Source organism: Kitasatospora sp. NBC_00039 (assembly GCF_045160625.1).
In the GTDB taxonomy this organism is placed as follows: Bacteria; Actinomycetota; Actinomycetes; order Streptomycetales; family Streptomycetaceae; genus Kitasatospora.
This window is the reverse complement of sequence record NZ_CP108289.1, coordinates 8022512-8039541: the sequence shown is the minus strand read 5'-3', so window position 1 is coordinate 8039541 and position 17030 is coordinate 8022512. Positions and strand designations below refer to the sequence as shown.

Sequence of the window (17030 nt, the reverse complement as noted above, 5' to 3'; positions counted from 1 at the left end):
CGTCATTTCCTTTCCGATGGGATTTCGGCCCAGCTCTGCAACTGCCAGGCCGCCTCGCAGAAGGCCAGCTCGTAGCGCGCGCCGTGCAGGAAGCTGTCCACGAGGACGGACACCTCGGCGCCGGACGCCCGGCGGCCGAAGTCGTCGATCACCCCCAGGTAGGCCTCCACGTAGCCGTGGAAACCGTCCTCCGGGCAGTACTGGTCGATCCACTCGGCGTAGCGGGCCCCGGGCACCGCCCGCGCCCGCAGATCGAGGCACACCTTCTGGTGGAACCAGATCATCGGCAGCAGACCGCCGAGGCCGGCGGCGTACGAGGCCGTCGAGACGGAGGTCAGGAACGACGTCTGCGCCAGCGTCGCCGGTCCGATGCCGCGCACCGGCCCGAAGCCCCCGAACCGCTCGGCGAGCGCGGTCAGTTCGCGGTCCATCCGGGTGAGCGACCCGAAGGTCGCGGCGGCGGCCCCGGCGAGCAGCTCACCCGCTCCGGCCGGCTCCGCCAGGGCCGCCGTCCGCGCCAGCGCCCGCGCGTACGCGGGCACGGCCCAGTGGAAGTCCTGCTCGGCGAAGTGCCACAGGACGGCCGGCGGGAGGCTCCCCTCCCGCAGCCCGGCCCAGAACGGATGCTCCACCACCTGCGTGACCAGGGGCTCGGCGCAGAGCCACAGTTGCTCCCGCAACGCCACCGGCACCGCCCCCGTCGTACCGCTCTCGCCAGCCGTCAGCGGATTCGTACCAGTCATCGTCAACCTCGAAACTCGACCATGGCGCTAGAGCGCCGCTTGAGCGGTCCTCGAGCCGCGCCGGGAGCCCCGGCCCCGGCGGGACCCGCCACCCGGGCCGGCGGACCGCGGGACACCCGGGCGGTGCGGTCAACGGGCCGTGAACGCCGCCCGGTGGCGTGCCAGCCAGGCGTCGAAGGTGCCCGGCGGCCGGCCGGTGAGGTCCTGGACGGTGGGCAGCGGCGTGCCGCCCCGGGCGGGGTCCGGATCGGCCAGCGCGTCCAGCAGCCCGTCCGCGAAGGCGGGCGGCAGGCCGCCGCCGGTCATCGCCTCGAAGGCGGCCCGCCGGGGCGCCTCGACGTACCGCAGCGGGTGCCCGAGCAGCGCGGAGAGCCGCTCCGCCTGCTGCGGCGCGGTCAGGGCCTGCGGCCCGGTGAGCCGGTAGACCCGGCCGCCGTGGCCGGCGGTGGTCAGGCAGACCACCGCCGCCGCCGCGACGTCCGCCGGGTCGACGACCGCCCGCGGGACACCGCCGTACGTCTGGTGGACCGCCCGTTCGGCCAGGACCGAGCCCCGCCACTGCAGGACGTTGGACATGAAGCCGGCCGCGCGCAGCGCCGTCCACTCGGCGCCCGTCCGGGCGAAGTCCCGTTCGGCCGTGGCGTGGGCGAGCCCGTAGGAGCCCGCCGCCGGGCGGTCCGCCGCCACCGAGGAGAGCTTGACCACCCGGCGGACCGGGCGGCGGCGCAGTTCGGCGGCGAGCAGGGCCTCGTGGCGCGGGGCGTCCGGCCCGGCCGTCAGGACGAAGAGGGCGTCGACGCCGTCGAGCGCCGCCCGCACCGACTCCGGCCGGTCCAGGTCCCCCTCGGCCACCTCCACGCCGGGGCCCAGGCCCGCCCGGGCGGCGTCGCGGGTGAAGGCCCGGACGGGCCGCCCGGCGGCGGCCAGGCCGGCCGTCACCAGCCGGCCAACCGTGCCGGTCGCACCGGTGACCAGGATCATCGCGGTTCGCCTCCCGCCACGGGCGTCCGCCCCGGGACCGCCGGCGGGTGCCACCCGCCGACCGCGGCCAGGCCCCGCTGGCTCTCCCGGGGCTCGGCGCGGCGCAGGCCCGCGTTGCGCCGGAACAGCCGCCAGCGGCTCTCGGTGAGTTTGAACTCGCCCATCCGGCGGGAGGATTCGGCGATCGACTGGGACCGCGGGCGGCGCTGCGCGTCGTACTCCGCCAGCGCCGCACCGGGATCGTCGGCGCCGGCGAGCAGCGCGCTGAGCACGGCCGCGTCCTCCAGCGCCTGGCAGGCGCCCTGGCCGAGGTCGGAGGTCATCGCGTGGGCCGCGTCGCCGAGCAGGGCGACCCGGCCGCGGACATAGCCGGGCAGCGGCCGGGCGAGTTCGAAGACGTCGTGGTGGAGCACCCGGCCGGGCGGGGTGGCCCTGATGAGCCGCGGGATCGGCCGGTGCCAGGAGCCGAAGCGCCGGGCCACCTCCGCGTGGTTGTCCGGGTAGCGGGCTCCCTCCGGGGTGTTGGCGACGGCGAACCAGTAGACGCGGTCCGGGCCGAGCGGCATCCGGCCGAACTCCAGGCCGCGCCCCCAGGTGCTGCCGCCCGGCTCGCCGCCGCCGTCCACGCCCTCCGCGATGCCGCGCCAGACGCTGTGCCCGCTGTAGACGGGCGGCGGCACCTGCGGCCAGAGCTCGGCGCGGATCCGGCTGAACGCCCCGTCGGCGGCGATCACCACGTCGCCGGCGGCGGTCCGTTCGCCGTGCGGGGTGCGGTAGACGGCGGCGGCGCCGTCCCCGAGGCCGACCACGCCGGTGACCTCCGCGCCGGTGTGCAGCGCGCCGTCCGGGAGGGCCGCGCGCAGTGCGCCGTGCAGCTCGGGCCTGGTCAGCACGGCCAGCGAGAGGCCGTGCTCCCGCAGGAAGTCCGGGTCGGCGGGCGGCTGGAGGCGGCGCCCGGAGGCGAGCCGCAGGCCCTCGCCGCCGGGCGCCATGGTGGCCGCCGTGCGCAGGACGTCCCCGGCGCCGAGTGCGGTCAGGGCTCGCTGGGCGTTGCTGAGCAGGGAGAGCCCCGCGCCCGACTCACGCGGCTCGGGGGCGCGTTCCAGGACGGTGACGTGCCATCCGGCCCGGTGGAGGCCGACGGCGGCGGCGAGGCCGCCGATGCCGCCGCCGACCACGACCGCGGTGCGGCCGGTCCGGGCGGACGTCACCGCAGGACCGCCTCGGCGAGCAGGTCGAGCTGCCCCGGGTCCGCGGTGACGGGGAGCAGGAACAGTTCGTCGCAGCCGGCGGCGGTGTAGCCGTCGACGACGGCGCGCAGGGTCTCGGCCTCGGTGATCGCACCGGCCGCGAGGTGCTCGGCGAGCTTGCCCATGTAGGCGTAGTAGCCGAGCATGTGCTCGCGGGCGTGCTCCTTGCCGCCGGGCCCGAGCGCCACGTAGCAGTTGGCGCCCATCCGGGGCGTGCCGGTGCGGCCCTCCTCGTCCCAGAGCGCGCGGAAGCCGGTCACCTGGTCGGCGAAGCGCTGCGGCGGGCCGCCGGGCGAGATCCAGCCGATGGCGTGGCGGGCGGCGCGGCGAAGGCCGGCCGGCGAGTGGCCGCCGCCCCAGAGCGGGATGTCGCCGTTGACCGGGCGGGGTCCGACGCCGGGGGTGGGGCCCTTGCCCGCCCAGATCTCGCGGAGCTCGTCGAGCATGGTGTCCAGCCGGCGGCCGCGGGTGGTGAAGTCGGTGCCGGTGGCGGCGTAGTCGTCCTCGCGCATGCCGGCCGAGACGCCGAGCACCAGGCGGCCTTCGGAGATCCGGTCCAGGCTGGCGAGCTGCTTGGCGAGTTCGACGGAGCTGGGCCGGTAGGCGGGCAGCAGGATGGCGGTGACCAGCTTGATCCGGGTGGTGACCGCGGCGGCGGCGGAGAGTGCCACCAGCGGGTCGTAGCTGTCGTACACCACGCGGTCGGTGACGGTCAGGCTGGAGAAGCCGAGGCTGTCGGCGCGGCGCGCGTACTCGACCAGTTGGCTTCCGGCGGCGCCGGGCACGCCGGTCGGCAGGCAAACCCCGATGTCCACTGTTGTTCTCCTCTGGCTGTGGGCGGGCGGGTCAGTCGTCCCGGTCCGCGCTGCGGTAGGCGTGCATGGCGTCGGCCATCCGCTGTCTGCGGGCCGGCACCCTGGCGGTGAGGGCGAGTTGGGCGCGAAGCCCGGCGAGCACCAGGCGGCCGAGGTAAGGGCGGTGGATCGGCTGGTCCCCGCCGGTCTGCCGCTTGGAGGCCAGTACGGCGTCGAAGCCGTACCGGATCATCCTGGTCTCGTAGCCGCGGACGGCGTCGTGCAGGGTGAGCCGGCCCTCGCGGAAGGCGGTGAGCTCACGGGTGAGCAGGGCGGCGTCGCGCAGCGCGGTGTTGGCGCCGACGCCCTGGCCGGGCGTCATGGTGTGGATGGCGTCGCCGAGCAGGGTGACGTTGCCGGTGGGCCACTGCGGGACCGGCACCGAGGTGCGGATGTTGATGGGGAAGCAGGTGCTCGGGTCGGCGCGACGGAAGAGTTCTCGCAGGTCCGGGTGCCAGCCGCGGGTCATCTTCAGGACGAGGCCGATCAGCTCCTTGCCGTCGAGCGTGAGCACGTCGGCGGGGAACTTGTCCGTCGCGGCCCAGAAGCCCCAGTTGAGGTAGTCCCGGGTGTTGTCGAAGAGCAGCCCCGGCCACTGGGCGACGAGTTCGGCGTCGTTGCCGCCGATCCCGTCCTTGGGCCGGCCCTCGCGGTCCCAGGGGAACTCCATGGTGTGCAGGATGCAGGTGTGGCCCTTGGGGGCGAGGACCAGGCCGATGCCCTGGCGGACCGGCTCCGGGAGCAGGGCCAGCGTCTCCGGGGTGGCGGGCACCTTGGCGGCGATCGAGATGATCCCGGCGTCCTCCACCCGGGCGTGCGGCAGGAACTGCCGGCGCACCCGGGAGCCCGCGCCGTCGGCGGCGACCAGGAGGTCCCCGGTGTCCTCGTCGCCGCACTCGAAGCGGGCGGTGATCCGGCCGTCCGGGCGCTGCTCGTAGCGGGTGAAGGCGTGGTCGAAGGTGACCACGTCCTCCATGCCGGTGAAGAGCACCTGGCGCAGCGTCATCCTGCTGACCGAGCGCTCGCCGCTCTCCTCGTCGACGGCGGGACGCACCGGCAGGTCGATGCTGGTGCGCAGCTTCTCGGTGAGCATCACGAAGTGGCGCGGCGGACGGGCGCAGGTGGCCTTGAAGGTCTCGTACAGCTCGGGGGCCAGCAGCCGCTTCAGTGCGGTGCTGCCGTCCGGGCCGATGCCGACCCGGTAGCCGTGCAGGCCGGCCGAGCGGGTGCGGTCGCGTTCGTGGACGGCGACCTCGAAGCCCGCCCGGCGCAGGCCGTGGGCCAGTGCCATGCCGCCGGTTCCGGCACCGATGACCAGGACCTTGAACGGTGCCGCGGTCACCTCGCCCCACCGCCCCCGGTGCCCGTTCCGTCCTCGTCGTCCACGCCGGGGCCCTCGACCCGGATCGAGCGGGTCGGGCAGCCCCGCCGTGCGCGCAGCAGCTCCCGGCGCAGCCCGTCCGGTGGCGTCCCGTCCAGGACCACGACACGGCCCTCGGCGTCCTGGTCGAACACCTCGGGGAGCCGGTAGACGCAGAGGCTGCTGGTGACGCAGCTCTCCCGGTCGGCGGTGACCCTCAGCGCGCCCATCCCCGTCACCAGCTGACCGGGATCTCGGTGTACCCGGCGAGGAAGCCGCCCTCGGGGCGCTTCAGGTCCTCGCCGGGTACCGCGAGCCGCAGTCCGGGGAAGCGGCGCAGCAGCGCCTCGGTGGCCTCCTGGAGCTCCATCCGGGCGAGCGCGGCGCCGGCGCAGAAGTGGATGCCGGCGCCGAACGTCAGGTGGTGGTTGTCCGTGCGGCGGATGTCGAGGGTGAGCGGGTCCTCGAACTCCTCGGCGTCCATGTTGGCCTCCTGCGAGAGCAGCACGGTGGAGTCCTTGGGGATGACCGTGCCGTCGAGCAGTTCGATGTCCTCCTCGGCGTAGCGCAGGGTGCCGAGCGAGGTGCCCATCATCTGGTAGCGGAGCAGCTCCTCGACGGCGGAGGGCACCAGCGACAGGTCGGCCTTGAGGTCGGCGGTGACCTCGGGCCGGTGCAGCAGGACGGCCATCCCCGTGCCCAGCTGGGAGGCGGTGGTGACGTAGCCGGCGATGAGCAGGGTCTTGACCCAGTGCTGGAGCTGGTAGTCGGTGAGCTTCTCCGGGTCCTCGCGGCTGATCTCGATCAGCTCGCTGATCAGGTCGTCCCCGGGGGCGCTGCGCTTGGCCTCGATCAGCTCGGAGAGGTAGTCCCAGTACTGCCGGCGGCACTCGTCGACCTGGTCCTCCGGCAGCCGGGAGACGGAGAGGAAGCCGTCGATCAGGCGGCGGAACTTCGCGCGGTCCTGCGGGGGGACGCCGAGCATGTGGCAGATGACGAGGATCGGCAGCGGGTAGGCGAACGCCTCCATCAGCTCGGCCGGCCGCGGCCCGGCCTCCATGCCGTCCAGCAGCTCGGCGACGATCTGCTTCACCACCGGACGCAGGGCCTCCAGCCGCCGGGCGCTGAACGCGCGCATCACCACGGCGCGTTCGGTGAGGTAGCGGGGCGGGTCGTTGTCGATGTTGGGGTCGCCGAACAGGTCGTTGCTGGCGGAGACCCGGGAGGCCCGGCCGAATGTGTTGCGGCTGAGCCGCACGTCCGCGAAGAGCCGTCGGACGTCCTTGTAGCGGGTGACCAGCAGGGCGGGCTCGCCGCTGGGCAGCTCGATCTCCAGCAGCGGCCGCTCGCGCAAGGTCGTCCACGACGCCGGGATCTCCGGTGCCGGGGCCCACGCAAGGGGATACCCGACGGGGCACGACTCGGTCATGGCTGAACCGCCCTCTCCTGCAAGACTGTTCGGACCGGGCCAGCGTGCTGACAGGCCCTGGGGGGAGGCTCGAACGCCGGTCAAGCGGCGAGGTGACCGGGGGTGCTCCGACGGCGGCCCAGCGGCGGTCGAGCGGTCCTCCATCGGGCGCTGCCAGATTCCGGCCGGTATCTCCGAACGGAATCCAAGGGAGCGCTATGACCAGCCAGATCCCCACCCAGCCGGCGACCGCGGCGGAGTACCTGCCGCTGGCCTTCGGGTTCGCCCTGCACCAGATCGGCGCCGCGGTGTCGAGTCTCGGCATCCTGGCCGCGGTCGCCGAGCGGCCCCGTACGGCCGAGGAGCTGATCGAGGTCACCGGCGCCCACCCGCGCAGCCTGCGCCGGTTGCTGCACGCCGCCGTCAAGGCCGGGCTCCTCGCCCTGGACGGCGACGGCTACCGGGCCACCGCGGTGGCCGCGCACTTCGGCCCCCTCTCCGACATGCACGCCGCGCCGCCGGTGTGGCGGGCCTGGGAGGTGCTGGAGGAGTCGGTGCGCACCGGCCGGTCGGCCTTCGACATCGCCAACGGCGCGCCGCTGTTCGACCACTTCAAGACCGATCCGAAGCTGGCCGCCACCTTCCACGCCGCGATGACCGGCGGCAGCGACGTGCAGTCCCCGGCGATCGTCGACCACTTCGACTTCTCCCGGTTCGAGCACGCGGTGGACGTCGGCGGCGGGCGCGGGACCCTGCTGGCCGCCGTGCTGGGTGCCAACACCGGTCTGCGCGGCACCGTGTTCGACACCGCGAACGGCGTGGTGGAGACCGCCGGGGTGCTCGCCGAGGCCGGCCTGCAGAGCCGCTGCGGGATCACCGTCGGCTCGTTCTTCGAGTCCGTCCCCGCGGGCGGCGACGTCTACCTGCTGAAGAACATCCTGCACGACTGGAACGACGAGGAGTCGGTGCGGATCCTGGGCAACATCCGCGAGGTGCTGCCGGAGGGCGGCCGGGTCGTGGTGTTCTCCTCGGTCCTCTCCGAGGGCGGCGCGGACGAGGACCCGGCCGACGCGCTGGGCGCGGCCATCTCCGACATCGAGATGCTGGTGATGACCACCGGCCGGGAGCGCACCCTGGCCGAGTACCGGGCCCTGTTCGAGGCCGCCGGGCTGGAGCTGACCGCCGCCACCCCGCTGCCCTGCCCGTACCAGTACCACGCGCTGGAGGCCGCGCCCGCCGCGTCCTGACGGCCTCCCGGCGCCGCCCCACGCCGCGCCCCGCCCCTCACCGGGCGGGGCGCGGCCGTGCCGGGCGGCGGCCGGGCTGCTCGACCGCCGCCCTAGCCGGTCCTGCCAGCATCGCCCCGGTTGCGGGAGCCCCCGGAATCCGGCCCACGGCCCCTCCGGCGCCGACACCCGTGGGCCCGGCCAGCGGCGCCGGCGGAGGGACCACATGACGACTGCTTCCGAGGACGCCGAGGGCCTCGACCCGAGGCGCTGGCGCGCGGCGGTCTTCGTACTGGCCGCGATGGCGCTGGACCTGATCGACACCTCCATCGTGGTGGTGGCGCTGCCCGGCCTGCGGGACCGTCTGCACGCGGACGGCGCCGAGCTGCAGTGGGTGGTGGAGGCGTACACCCTGAGCTTCGCGCTCTGCCTGGTGACGGCCGGGCGGATCGGGGACCTGCTGGGCCGCAAGCGGGTCCTGCTGACCGGCATCGTGGTGTTCGTGGCCGCCTCGGTGGCCTGCGGCCTGGCGGCGGACCCGACCATGCTGATCGCCTCGCGGGCGGTGCAGGGCGTGGGCGGCTCACTGGTGGTGACGCAGGGCCTGTCGACCTTTCAGGTGGCCTTCCCGGAGCGCGAACGGGCCCGGGTCTTCGGCCTGTTCGGCGCGCTCTCGGGGCTCGCGACGGTGCTCGGGCCGGTGCTCGGCGGGCTGCTGATCAACGCGGACCTCTTCGGCCTGTCCTGGCGACCGATCTTCCTGATCAACGTGCCGGTCGGGCTGGTGGCCCTGCTCGGCGTCGCCCGCAACACCCGGGAGTCCAGGGCCCCGGACGCCCGCCGGCTGGACGTGCCGGGTGTGCTGCTGGTGACGGCGGCGCTGCTGGCTGTGCTCTACCCGCTGGTGGAAGGCCGTGAACTCGGCTGGCCCGGCTGGACGTTCGCCGCGATGGCCGGCTCCGTTCCGCTGTTCGTGCTCTTCGCCCGGTACGAGCGGGCCAAGCAGCGCCGGGACGGCTTCGCCCTCGTCCAGCCGGCGCTGTTCGCCGGCCGGCAGTTCACGGTGGGGCTGGTGCTGCTGCTCTTCTTCTTCGCCGGGGTCGCCGGGTTCTTCTTCCCGTTCACCTTCTACCTGCAGAGCGGTCTGGGGTTCTCCGCGGCCGGCGCAGGTCTGGCGCTGGTGCCGTACTCGATCGGGGCGATGGCCACCTCCTCGTTCTCCCCGCTGGCGGTGAAGCGGCTGGGCCGCTCGGTGCTGAGCGGCGGCATCGTGGTGATGATCGCCGGCACCGTGGCGCTGCTGCTGACGGTCGGCCACTACGGCGCCACCGTCTCCACGCCGGTGCTGGCGCCGTGGCTGGCCCTGACCGGGCTCGGGATGGGACTGGTGGCCTCGCCGATGATCGGCCTGGTGCTGTCGGACGTCCCGCCCGAGGACGCCGGCTCCGCCTCCGGCATCCTCAACACCGTCAACCAGCTGGGCGCCGCGGCCGGGGTCGCGGTGCTCGGGGTGCTGTTCTTCGGGCTGCTCGGCGGCCCGGACCCGGCGGGCGCCGGAGCGGCGCGGTCCGCGTGGGCGCTCTCCCGGGTGCTCTGGTACGAGACCGGCATCCTCGCGGTGGCCCTGGCGCTGACCCTGCTGCTGCCGTCGGCACCGGACGGCCCCCGCGGGGCCGACGCGCTGCCCGACGGCCTACCTGAGCCGGCCGGAGCCCCGGGGGCGCCGTAGGCGCGCCCGCGGGGCGGGGTGCCGCCCTGCCGAGGCCGGGTCGAGCCGTCCTCCATCCGGTCCTGCGAGATTCCCGTGCTCAGACCCGTCCCGGACGACAAAGGAGACCTGGCCATGACAACAACCGCATGGGACGTCAGAACGGCGGGCGGCATCCTGCGCCTCGGCAACCGGTTCTGCGACGCCAAGGCGCTGCTGACCGCCGTCCGCCTCGACCTCTTCACCCTGCTGGACGAAGGCCCCGCGAGCACCGAGGAGCTGCGCGACCGGCTCGGGCTGCACGGCCGGGGCCTCGCCGACCTGCTCGACCTGCTCACCGCGCTCGGCCTGCTGCACCGCGACGCCGACCGCCGCTACCGCAACGCCGAGGGCGCCGACCGCCACCTGGTGGCCGGCCGCCCCGGCTCCGTCACCGGCTTCCTGCGCGGCTCCGACCTCAACCTCTACCCGGTGTACGGGCAGCTCGCCGAGGCCCTGCGCACCGGGCGGCCGCAGGGGTACACCGACTACCTCGGCATGCTCGAGGACCCGGTCGCCACCGGCCACTTCGCCCGGATGATGGACGGCCTCACCCAGGGGCTCGGGGTCCGGCTGCTCGACGCCCTGGACGGCACCGCGTTCGGCTCGGTGCTGGACGTCGGAGGCTGCCGGGGCCACCTGCTCGGGCAGCTCCTCGCCGCCCGGCCCGCCCTGACGGGCCACGTGTTCGACCTGCCGCAGCTGGAACCGTTCTTCCACGCCTACCAGGCCGAACTCGGGCTCACCGGCCGGTCCGCCTTCCACGCCGGCGACTTCTTCAGCGACCCGCTGCCCCCGGCGGACGTGGTGATCCTCGGCCACGTCCTGCACGACTGGGACCCGGAGCAGCGCAGCCTGCTGGTGCACAAGGCGTTCGACGCGGTGAACCCGGGCGGGACCCTGCTGGTCTACGACCGGATGCTCGGTGAGCGGGCGGACGACACCGAGAACCTCGTCGCCAGCCTCAACATGCTGCTGGTCACCGACGGCGGCGCCGAGTACACCGTCGCCGAACTCCGGGAGCAGGCCGAGGCGGCCGGCTTCACCGGGCTCACCCACCGGCCGCTGGCCGACTTCGACACGCTCCTGGTCTGCCGCAGGCCGTAGGACGGTCCTGCCGGCCGGGGCCGCCCCGGCCGGCAGGACCCACACCGGCGCCGCGACGCCGACGCGCCCCCGGTCCGCCGCAGCGGACCGGGGGCGCCGTCGTACCACCCGTCAGGACGCCTTGTGGCAGGCGACCAGGGTGTCGTAGTCACCGAGCGGGGTGACCTCGGTGCGGGCGAATCCCGCCCGGCCCGCGTACTCCACGATCTCGGCCGCCGGGTACTCCGAGCCGCCGTCGGTGACCAGCAGCATGTCCAGGCTGATCACCAGGTTCTCCGCGTGCTCCGGCTCGTCGTCCAGCATCCGGTCGTAGACCAGCAGGGTCCCGCCCGGGTTCACCGCGTCGAACGCCTTGTGCACCAGCAGGCTGCGCTGCTCCGGGTCCCAGTCGTGCAGGACGTGGCCGAGGATCACCACGTCCGCCGGGGGCAGCGGGTCGGTGAAGAAGCTGCCGCCGTGGAACTCCAGCCGGTCGGTGAGGCCGAGGCCGGCGATCAGCTCCTTCGCGAACGGCTCCATCTCCGGCAGGTCGAAGACCTTCCCCGACAGGTGCGGCCGGGCGCGGACGATCTGCGAGGCGAGGTTGCCCCGGGCGCCGCCCACGTCCACCACCGAGGCGTGGCCGGACCAGTCGTACGCCTCGATCAGCTGGGCGCCGAGCACGTTGGTGAAGGCGTCCATGCTGCCGATGAACTGGCGCAGGATCTCCGGGTTCTGGGTCACCTCGTCGTAGTGGCTGCCGGACTGCTGCTGCCCGGTGCGCAGCGCCTCCTCCAGCCGGCCCCAGGCCGGGTAGAGGTTGCGGCTGGAGCGCAGCAGGAAGCCCCCGACGTACTCCTCGCCGCCGCGCACCAGGTGCCGGGTGGTGCCGGGCGCGTTGCGGTAGCGGCCGTCCGGGCGCTCCAGGATCCGCAGGGCCACCAGCAGGTCGAGGAAGTCGCGCAGCCCGCGGCCGTGCAGCCCGAGCAGCTCCCTGACCTGGTCGGCGGAGGCGGTGCCGCCGGGCGCGTTGTGCAGCTGTGTGAACAGGTCCAGTTCCACAGCGGTCAGCAGAGCCTTGGCATCGCAGAACGCGTTGCCGAGGCGAAGAATCCCGGCGGCGGTGCCGACGTCCGGGGCCTTGGTCGTCATCGGTGAGACTCCTTCCTGGACGCCTGCCAGCCAGGCGGCCAACCTGTCGCGCTGTGACGCTGTCAGGCGGAGATGGAGCACCCCTCGAACGTCCCTGGAGGACGGCGGACGCATCCCGGTCCGACCGGGATGCCAGGAATCCTCGAGGCGGCGTCGGTACCCCTGACGCAGTGCCGCGGACCGACCCCCGTCACTGTCCATCCGTTCATGAGGGGACACGCATGTATGACGTGAACATCCCTGTGCTGATCGTGGGAGCGGGGCCGGTCGGCCTCTCCACCGCTCTTTTCAGCGGTCGCCACGGGATCCGCACGATGGTGCTGGAGAAGCGCGACGGCACGTCGCTGCTGCCGCGTGCCCCGGGTCTCCAGGCCCGCACGCTGGAACTGTTCCGGGCGGCCGGCATCAGCGCCGACATCCGGGCCCTGGAGATGGGCGACTCCCACCCGTACTTCGAGGGCGGAATCATCCAGACCAGGACCTTCGCCGAGATCGACGACGCCGTGGTGCTCGAGGCACCCTCGCTGGACGGGCCGACCGTCAGCCCGGAGCGGGTGATGGGCTGCGGGCAGGACCGCTACGAGAAGGTGCTGGTCGCCAAGGCCCGCGAGTTCGGCGCGGACGTCCGCTTCGGCACCCGGCTGATCGAGTTCAGCCAGGACGAGGAGGGTGTCACCGCCGTCGCCGAGTCCAACGCCACCGGCGAGCGCTTCACCATCCGCGCCCGGTACCTGGTCGGCGCGGACGGGGCCAACAGCAGCGTGCGCCGGCTGCTCGGGGTCGAGCGGGAGGGCCGCGGCACCGTCTTCAACGCGCTGAGCATCTACTTCAAGGCTCCGGAGCTGGAGACCCTGCTCAAGGGCCGCAAGTTCATCCTCTGCTACGCCAGTGTCAACGACACCCTGATGGGCCTGTCCCGGCTGCACGGCTGCGACCCGTACCTCGCGGCCCCGATCTACCACCCCGAACTCGGCGAGAAGCCCGAGGACTTCACCGACGAGCGCTGTGTGGAGATCGTCCGGACGGCGGCCGGGAAGGCCGACCTCGCGGTCGAGATCGTCGACAAGGTGCCGTGGCAGGGCGCCCAGCTGGTCGCCGAGCGGTTCCGCACCGGCCGGGTCTTCCTGGCCGGCGACGCCGCCCACCTCCACCCGCCGGCCGGCGGCTTCGGCGCCAACACCGGCATCCACGACGCCCACAACCTGGCGTGGAAGCTGGCCGCTTCGGTCAAGGGCTGGGCGGGCGACGCGCTGCTCGACACCTACGACGCCGAGCGTCGCGCGGTCGGCTCGGCGATGGCCGCCCAGGCGATGGTCCGCAACCGGATCCGGCACGGCTACGCCACCGACCAGGACCGGGCCGAGATGGTGGACGACATCATCATCACCCTCGGGTACCGGTACACCTCGACCTCGATCACCGGTGAGGGCGCGGGGCCGGTGCTCACCCCCCGGCTGCAGCTCACCGGCGAACCCGGCACCCGGGCCCCGCACGTGTGGCTGGAGCGGGACGGCGAGATCATCTCCACCGTCGACCTGTTCTGGGACGCGTACGTGCTGCTCACCGACGCGAGCGGCGACGCGTGGGCGGAGGCCGCCCACCGCGCCGCCGGTGAGCTGGGCGTGCCCCTGCGGGTGCACCGGGTCGGCCCGGAGAGCGAACTGCGGCCCAAGGACCGCGACTTCGCCGAGGCGTACGGGATCGGCGCGGGCGGTGCGGTGCTGGTGCGGCCGGACGCCTTCGTGGCCTGGCGCACCGGCGGCCCGGCCGGCGCCGACGGCGCCGCGGCGCTCACCGGCGCCCTGCGCCGGGCGGCGGGGCTGACGGACTGACATCACCCGTGCCGGAAGGGCGGCCCGCTCCTCGTCGAGAGGAGCGGGCCGCCCTTCCGGTGGTGCGTCAGAAGCTTCCGGTGGTGCGTCAGGACTTTCGGCGGCGCGCCAGAAGCTTCCAGTGGCGCGTCAGAGCGCGGCGTCCGCCAGCAGGCCGACCTGCTTGAGATCCGCCGTGCAGGGCAGCAGGATCAGCTCGTCGCAGCCGGCCTCCCGGTAGGCCTCGACGGCCTCCCGGATGCTCTGCGGCTCGACCAGCACCCCGGAGGCCGTCCGCTCCGCCTTCGGGCCGACGAACGAGTAGTAGGAGCGCAGGTACGAGCCCGCCACGCGCGCGGCGTCCGGGCCCAGGTGGGCGTAGAGGATCGCCACCATCCGGGGGCGCTCGGCGCGGCCCTCGTCGGCCCAGACCTGCCGGGCCCGGCGGACCAGCTCCGCGTACGCCGTCACCGAGTTGCCGCCGGCGATCCAGCCGGTGCCGAACCGGGCCGAACGCCGCATCGCCCACTCCGAGTGCCCGCCGACCAGCAGCGGCACGCCCTCCGGGCGCACCGGCGCGGGCCCGATCCCGGGCACCCGGCCGCGGCCCGCCCAGATCTCGCGCAGCTCGGCGAGCTGGGCGTCCAGCCGGGCGCCCCGGTCGTGGAACCCGGTGCCGGTGGCCGCGAAGTCGTCCTCGCGCCCGCCCGCCGCGACGCCGAGGACGAGGCGGCCCTCCGAGATGGCGTCGATGGTGGCGGCCTGCTTGGCGAGCAGCGCGGTGTCGCTGCGGTAGCCGGCGATCAGGATGGTGGTCACCAGCCTGATCCGCTCGGTCACCGCCGCCGCGGCCGCGAGCGAGACCAGCGGCTCGAAGTTGTCGTACACCAGCCGGTCGAGCACCCCGAGGCTGGCGAAGCCGCACTCCTCGGCCCGCCGCGCCCACCGGGGCACCGCGGGGCCGAAACTGTCGGGCACGGTGGTGGGCAGCCCCACTCCGATCTCCAAGGCTCTCTCCTTCGTCTTCGTCGTCGGTGTCGGTGGTTCGGTGCCGGTGGTTCGGCGCCGGTGGTTCGGTGTCGGTGTGTCGGTGTCGCTGGTTCCGCGTCGCCGACGCCGCGTCGGTGCGTCCGCCTCGGTGACTCCGCCGCCGCGGCACCGCTGTGGTGCCGGCGGACGATCAGCGGACCGCCGCCACGCGGCGGTCGGCGAGTTCCTCCAGCGCCGCGACCAGCTCCGCCGGGGCCGGCCGCTCCCCGTTGCGTTCGGCCAGCCGGCCGGCCGCCGCCCGCTCGGGGGCGGAGTCCAGCAGCCGGCGCACCTCGTCCCGCAGCCGCTCCGGCCCGGCCTCGTCACGGCTGAGCACCTCGCCGCAGCCGGTGGCCAGCACCCGCGCCGAATGGCCCGCGTGGTCCGGGAGCTGCGGCACCAGCAGCAGCGGCACCCCGGCCGCCAGGGCGGTCAGCACCGTGCCCGCGCCGCCGTGCGACACCACCAGCGCGGCGTCGTCGAGCAACCGGCAGAGCGGGGTGTCCACGGTGACCGTGACGTCGCCCGGCAGCTCGCCGAGCAGCGGCAGCTGGGCGGCCGAGACGGCGAGCACGACCTCGGTGCCGCCGTCGCCGCCCGCCTCGTGCGCGGCCAGGGCGGCCTGCGGGGCGAGGAAGTGTGCCGGCGAGAGCTTCGCCATGGTGTGGCCCCAGGTCACCACCACCCGCCGACGGCCGGCGGCCGGGCCGGGCAGCGGGGTGCCGGTACCCGGGCCGTTGAACGGCAGGTACCGCATCGGGAGCCGCCGGTAGTCCACCGGCACCTGGAACTCGTCCGGGCACGGGTCCACCGTGACGGCCCCGAACGGGTCGACCGGCCCGGCCACGCCGTTTCGCTCGGCCAGCGGCGCCAGCACCCCGGGCAGCACGCCCCGGGCCCGCAGCAGCAGGTCCGTGCCGTAGAGCAGCCGGACGGCGGGCACCCCGGCCGCCGCCGCGGCGATCGGGCCGGCCAGCGCGGTCGGCTCGAACACGACCAGGTCCGCCCGCCAGTCCCGGGCCAGCGCGGTGAGCCCGTCCACCATCGAGTCGGCGTGGGCGTGGAACATCTGCATCGCCCGCGGCCCGCGCCCGGCCGGTACCGCCGGAGCCACCGGCGCGGGCACCGCCTCGGAGGGCAGGAGATAGCCGCGGACGAGCCCGGCCGCGTCCACGTCGTGCCCCACCCGGGCGGCCGGCAGACCGGTCCGGACGATCTCCTCGTACAGCTCCGGCTGACTGGCGATCAGCACCTCGTGGCCGGCCGCCCGGCAGGCCCAGGCCAGCGGCACCAGCCCGTACAGGTGCGAGGGCCACGCCCAGGTTGTGAACAGTACCCGCATCGATCCGCCCCACCCTCCTCGGGAACGACAGTCCATCTGCCGCCCCGAAACGTCCCCGACGCTCCTCACGCCCCGATCGCGCCCCACTCGAACCGGCGCCGAGCAGCCCTCGGCCGCACCCCGCGCGCCCCTCCGCCGGTGGCGGGCCCGGCCGCTCCCCCGTACCGCGACCGCCCGGCGCCCGCCGCGCCGCCCCCTCCGAGCGGGCGTCGAGGGGGCGTCGAGGGGGCCGCGAGCCGGGCACGGGAGGGTGACCCGGCCGATGTCCGGCGGCGGAGAAGGAGAGGCAGCGATGGACCAGGGACTGCACGGCAAGCGGGTGCTCGTCACGGGCGGCACCAAGGGAATCGGACGGGAGACCGTGCTCGCCTTCGCCCGGGCCGGGGCGACGGTCGCGGCGTGCAGCCGGGGCAGCGGCGCCGAGGCCGACGCGCTCGCCGAGGATCTGAAGGAGACCGAGGGGAACCACCTGCTGGTCCAGGCCGACGTCACCACCAGGGCCGGCGTCACCGAGCTGGCCGAACACGTGCGGGCGACGCTCGGCGGCCTGGACGTGCTGGTCAACAACGTGGGCTCGGACGGCCAGGTCTGGTTCACCGACCTGGCCGAGGACGAGTGGTACCGGGTGATCGACCAGAACGTGACCTCGGCGTACCTCGTGACCCAGGCCGCCCTGCCGCTGCTGCGCGACGGCGGCTCGATCGTCAACGTCGGCTCGTCCGTCGCCCTGCGCGGCCGGGTCCGCGGCGTCCACTACACCACGGCGAAGGCGGCCCTGATCGGCTTCACCCGGGCGCTCTCCAAGGAGCTGGGCCCGCGCGGGATCCGGGTCAACACGGTGGCGCCCGGCCTCACCGAGACCGAGCCGGGGGCCGGGCTGCCGCCCGAGGCGGTGGAGCGGATCGTCGGGATGACGGCGCTGGGCCGGATCTGCCGGCCCTCGGACGTCGCGGGCGCGGTGCTGTTCCTGGCCGGTGACACCTCCGCCTACATCAGCGGCGTGACCCTGAACGTCGACGGCGGCGTCTGAGACCGGGGCGG

At 74.5% G+C, this 17030-nt stretch carries 15 protein-coding genes; 5 read left to right on the top strand and 10 right to left on the bottom strand.

The window, feature by feature from the left end; translation table 11 throughout:
* Window positions 1–2 precede the first annotated feature (2 nt).
* From OG286_RS35590 to OG286_RS35560, 7 genes are all read right to left on the bottom strand, one after another.
* Window positions 3–743, bottom strand: a complete 741-nt coding sequence (locus OG286_RS35590; RefSeq protein ID WP_396325719.1) for a TenA family protein — start codon at window positions 741–743, stop codon at window positions 3–5.
* A 129-nt stretch (window positions 744–872) separates the two neighbouring features.
* A complete protein-coding gene (locus OG286_RS35585; RefSeq protein ID WP_405358757.1) occupies window positions 873–1724 on the bottom strand; it encodes an NAD(P)H-binding protein in 852 nt (283 codons plus the stop codon).
* Window positions 1721–2935 carry an FAD-dependent monooxygenase gene (locus tag OG286_RS35580; RefSeq protein WP_396325717.1) on the bottom strand — a complete coding sequence of 405 codons (1215 nt, stop codon included), beginning with the start codon at window positions 2933–2935 and terminating at the stop codon, window positions 1721–1723. Before OG286_RS35580 ends, OG286_RS35585 begins: the two co-directional genes overlap by 4 nt.
* Window positions 2932–3789 (bottom strand): LLM class flavin-dependent oxidoreductase, encoded by an 858-nt coding sequence (locus tag OG286_RS35575; protein ID WP_396325716.1) that lies wholly within the window; start codon window positions 3787–3789, stop codon window positions 2932–2934. The genes OG286_RS35580 and OG286_RS35575 overlap by 4 nt, the downstream gene beginning before the upstream one ends.
* Before the next feature lie 31 nt (window positions 3790–3820).
* Window positions 3821–5170: an FAD-dependent oxidoreductase gene (locus OG286_RS35570; protein ID WP_396325715.1), complete on the bottom strand. Its 1350-nt coding sequence runs from the start codon at window positions 5168–5170 to the stop codon at window positions 3821–3823.
* Window positions 5167–5418, bottom strand: a complete 252-nt coding sequence (locus OG286_RS35565; protein WP_396325714.1) for a ferredoxin — start codon at window positions 5416–5418, stop codon at window positions 5167–5169. Before OG286_RS35565 ends, OG286_RS35570 begins: the two co-directional genes overlap by 4 nt.
* A gap of 5 nt (window positions 5419–5423) precedes the next feature.
* A complete protein-coding gene (locus tag OG286_RS35560; protein WP_396325713.1) occupies window positions 5424–6617 on the bottom strand; it encodes a cytochrome P450 in 1194 nt (397 codons plus the stop codon).
* A 197-nt stretch (window positions 6618–6814) separates the two neighbouring features.
* Here OG286_RS35560 and OG286_RS35555 point away from each other — a divergent pair, with 197 nt between their 5' ends.
* The 3 genes from OG286_RS35555 (at window position 6815) to OG286_RS35545 (ending at window position 10676) form a co-directional block, all read left to right on the top strand.
* A complete protein-coding gene (locus tag OG286_RS35555) occupies window positions 6815–7843 on the top strand; it encodes a methyltransferase (RefSeq protein ID WP_405358758.1) in 1029 nt (342 codons plus the stop codon).
* A 205-nt stretch (window positions 7844–8048) separates the two neighbouring features.
* Window positions 8049–9551 (top strand): MFS transporter, encoded by a 1503-nt coding sequence (locus tag OG286_RS35550; RefSeq protein WP_405358759.1) that lies wholly within the window; start codon window positions 8049–8051, stop codon window positions 9549–9551.
* A gap of 114 nt (window positions 9552–9665) precedes the next feature.
* Window positions 9666–10676 carry a methyltransferase gene (locus tag OG286_RS35545; protein ID WP_396325710.1) on the top strand — a complete coding sequence of 337 codons (1011 nt, stop codon included), beginning with the start codon at window positions 9666–9668 and terminating at the stop codon, window positions 10674–10676.
* A gap of 111 nt (window positions 10677–10787) precedes the next feature.
* Here the strand turns inward: OG286_RS35545 and OG286_RS35540 are convergent, their stop codons facing one another.
* Entirely contained in the window at window positions 10788–11807 is a 1020-nt protein-coding gene (locus tag OG286_RS35540) for a methyltransferase (protein ID WP_396325709.1), read from the bottom strand.
* A 221-nt stretch (window positions 11808–12028) separates the two neighbouring features.
* Between OG286_RS35540 and OG286_RS35535 the strand changes: the two genes are divergently transcribed.
* Window positions 12029–13639: an FAD-dependent monooxygenase gene (locus OG286_RS35535; protein ID WP_396325708.1), complete on the top strand. Its 1611-nt coding sequence runs from the start codon at window positions 12029–12031 to the stop codon at window positions 13637–13639.
* Between the two features lie 129 nt (window positions 13640–13768).
* Here the strand turns inward: OG286_RS35535 and OG286_RS35530 are convergent, their stop codons facing one another.
* Together OG286_RS35530 and OG286_RS35525 are read right to left on the bottom strand one after the other, a co-directional pair.
* Window positions 13769–14626, bottom strand: a complete 858-nt coding sequence (locus OG286_RS35530; protein WP_396325707.1) for an LLM class flavin-dependent oxidoreductase — start codon at window positions 14624–14626, stop codon at window positions 13769–13771.
* Window positions 14627–14798: 172 nt separating this feature from the next.
* On the bottom strand, window positions 14799–15989 hold the full coding sequence (locus OG286_RS35525; protein WP_396325706.1) for a nucleotide disphospho-sugar-binding domain-containing protein: 1191 nt from the start codon (window positions 15987–15989) through the stop codon (window positions 14799–14801).
* 292 nt (window positions 15990–16281) lie between these two features.
* Between OG286_RS35525 and OG286_RS35520 the strand changes: the two genes are divergently transcribed.
* Window positions 16282–17019 (top strand): SDR family NAD(P)-dependent oxidoreductase, encoded by a 738-nt coding sequence (locus OG286_RS35520; protein WP_396325705.1) that lies wholly within the window; start codon window positions 16282–16284, stop codon window positions 17017–17019.
* Window positions 17020–17030 lie beyond the last annotated feature (11 nt).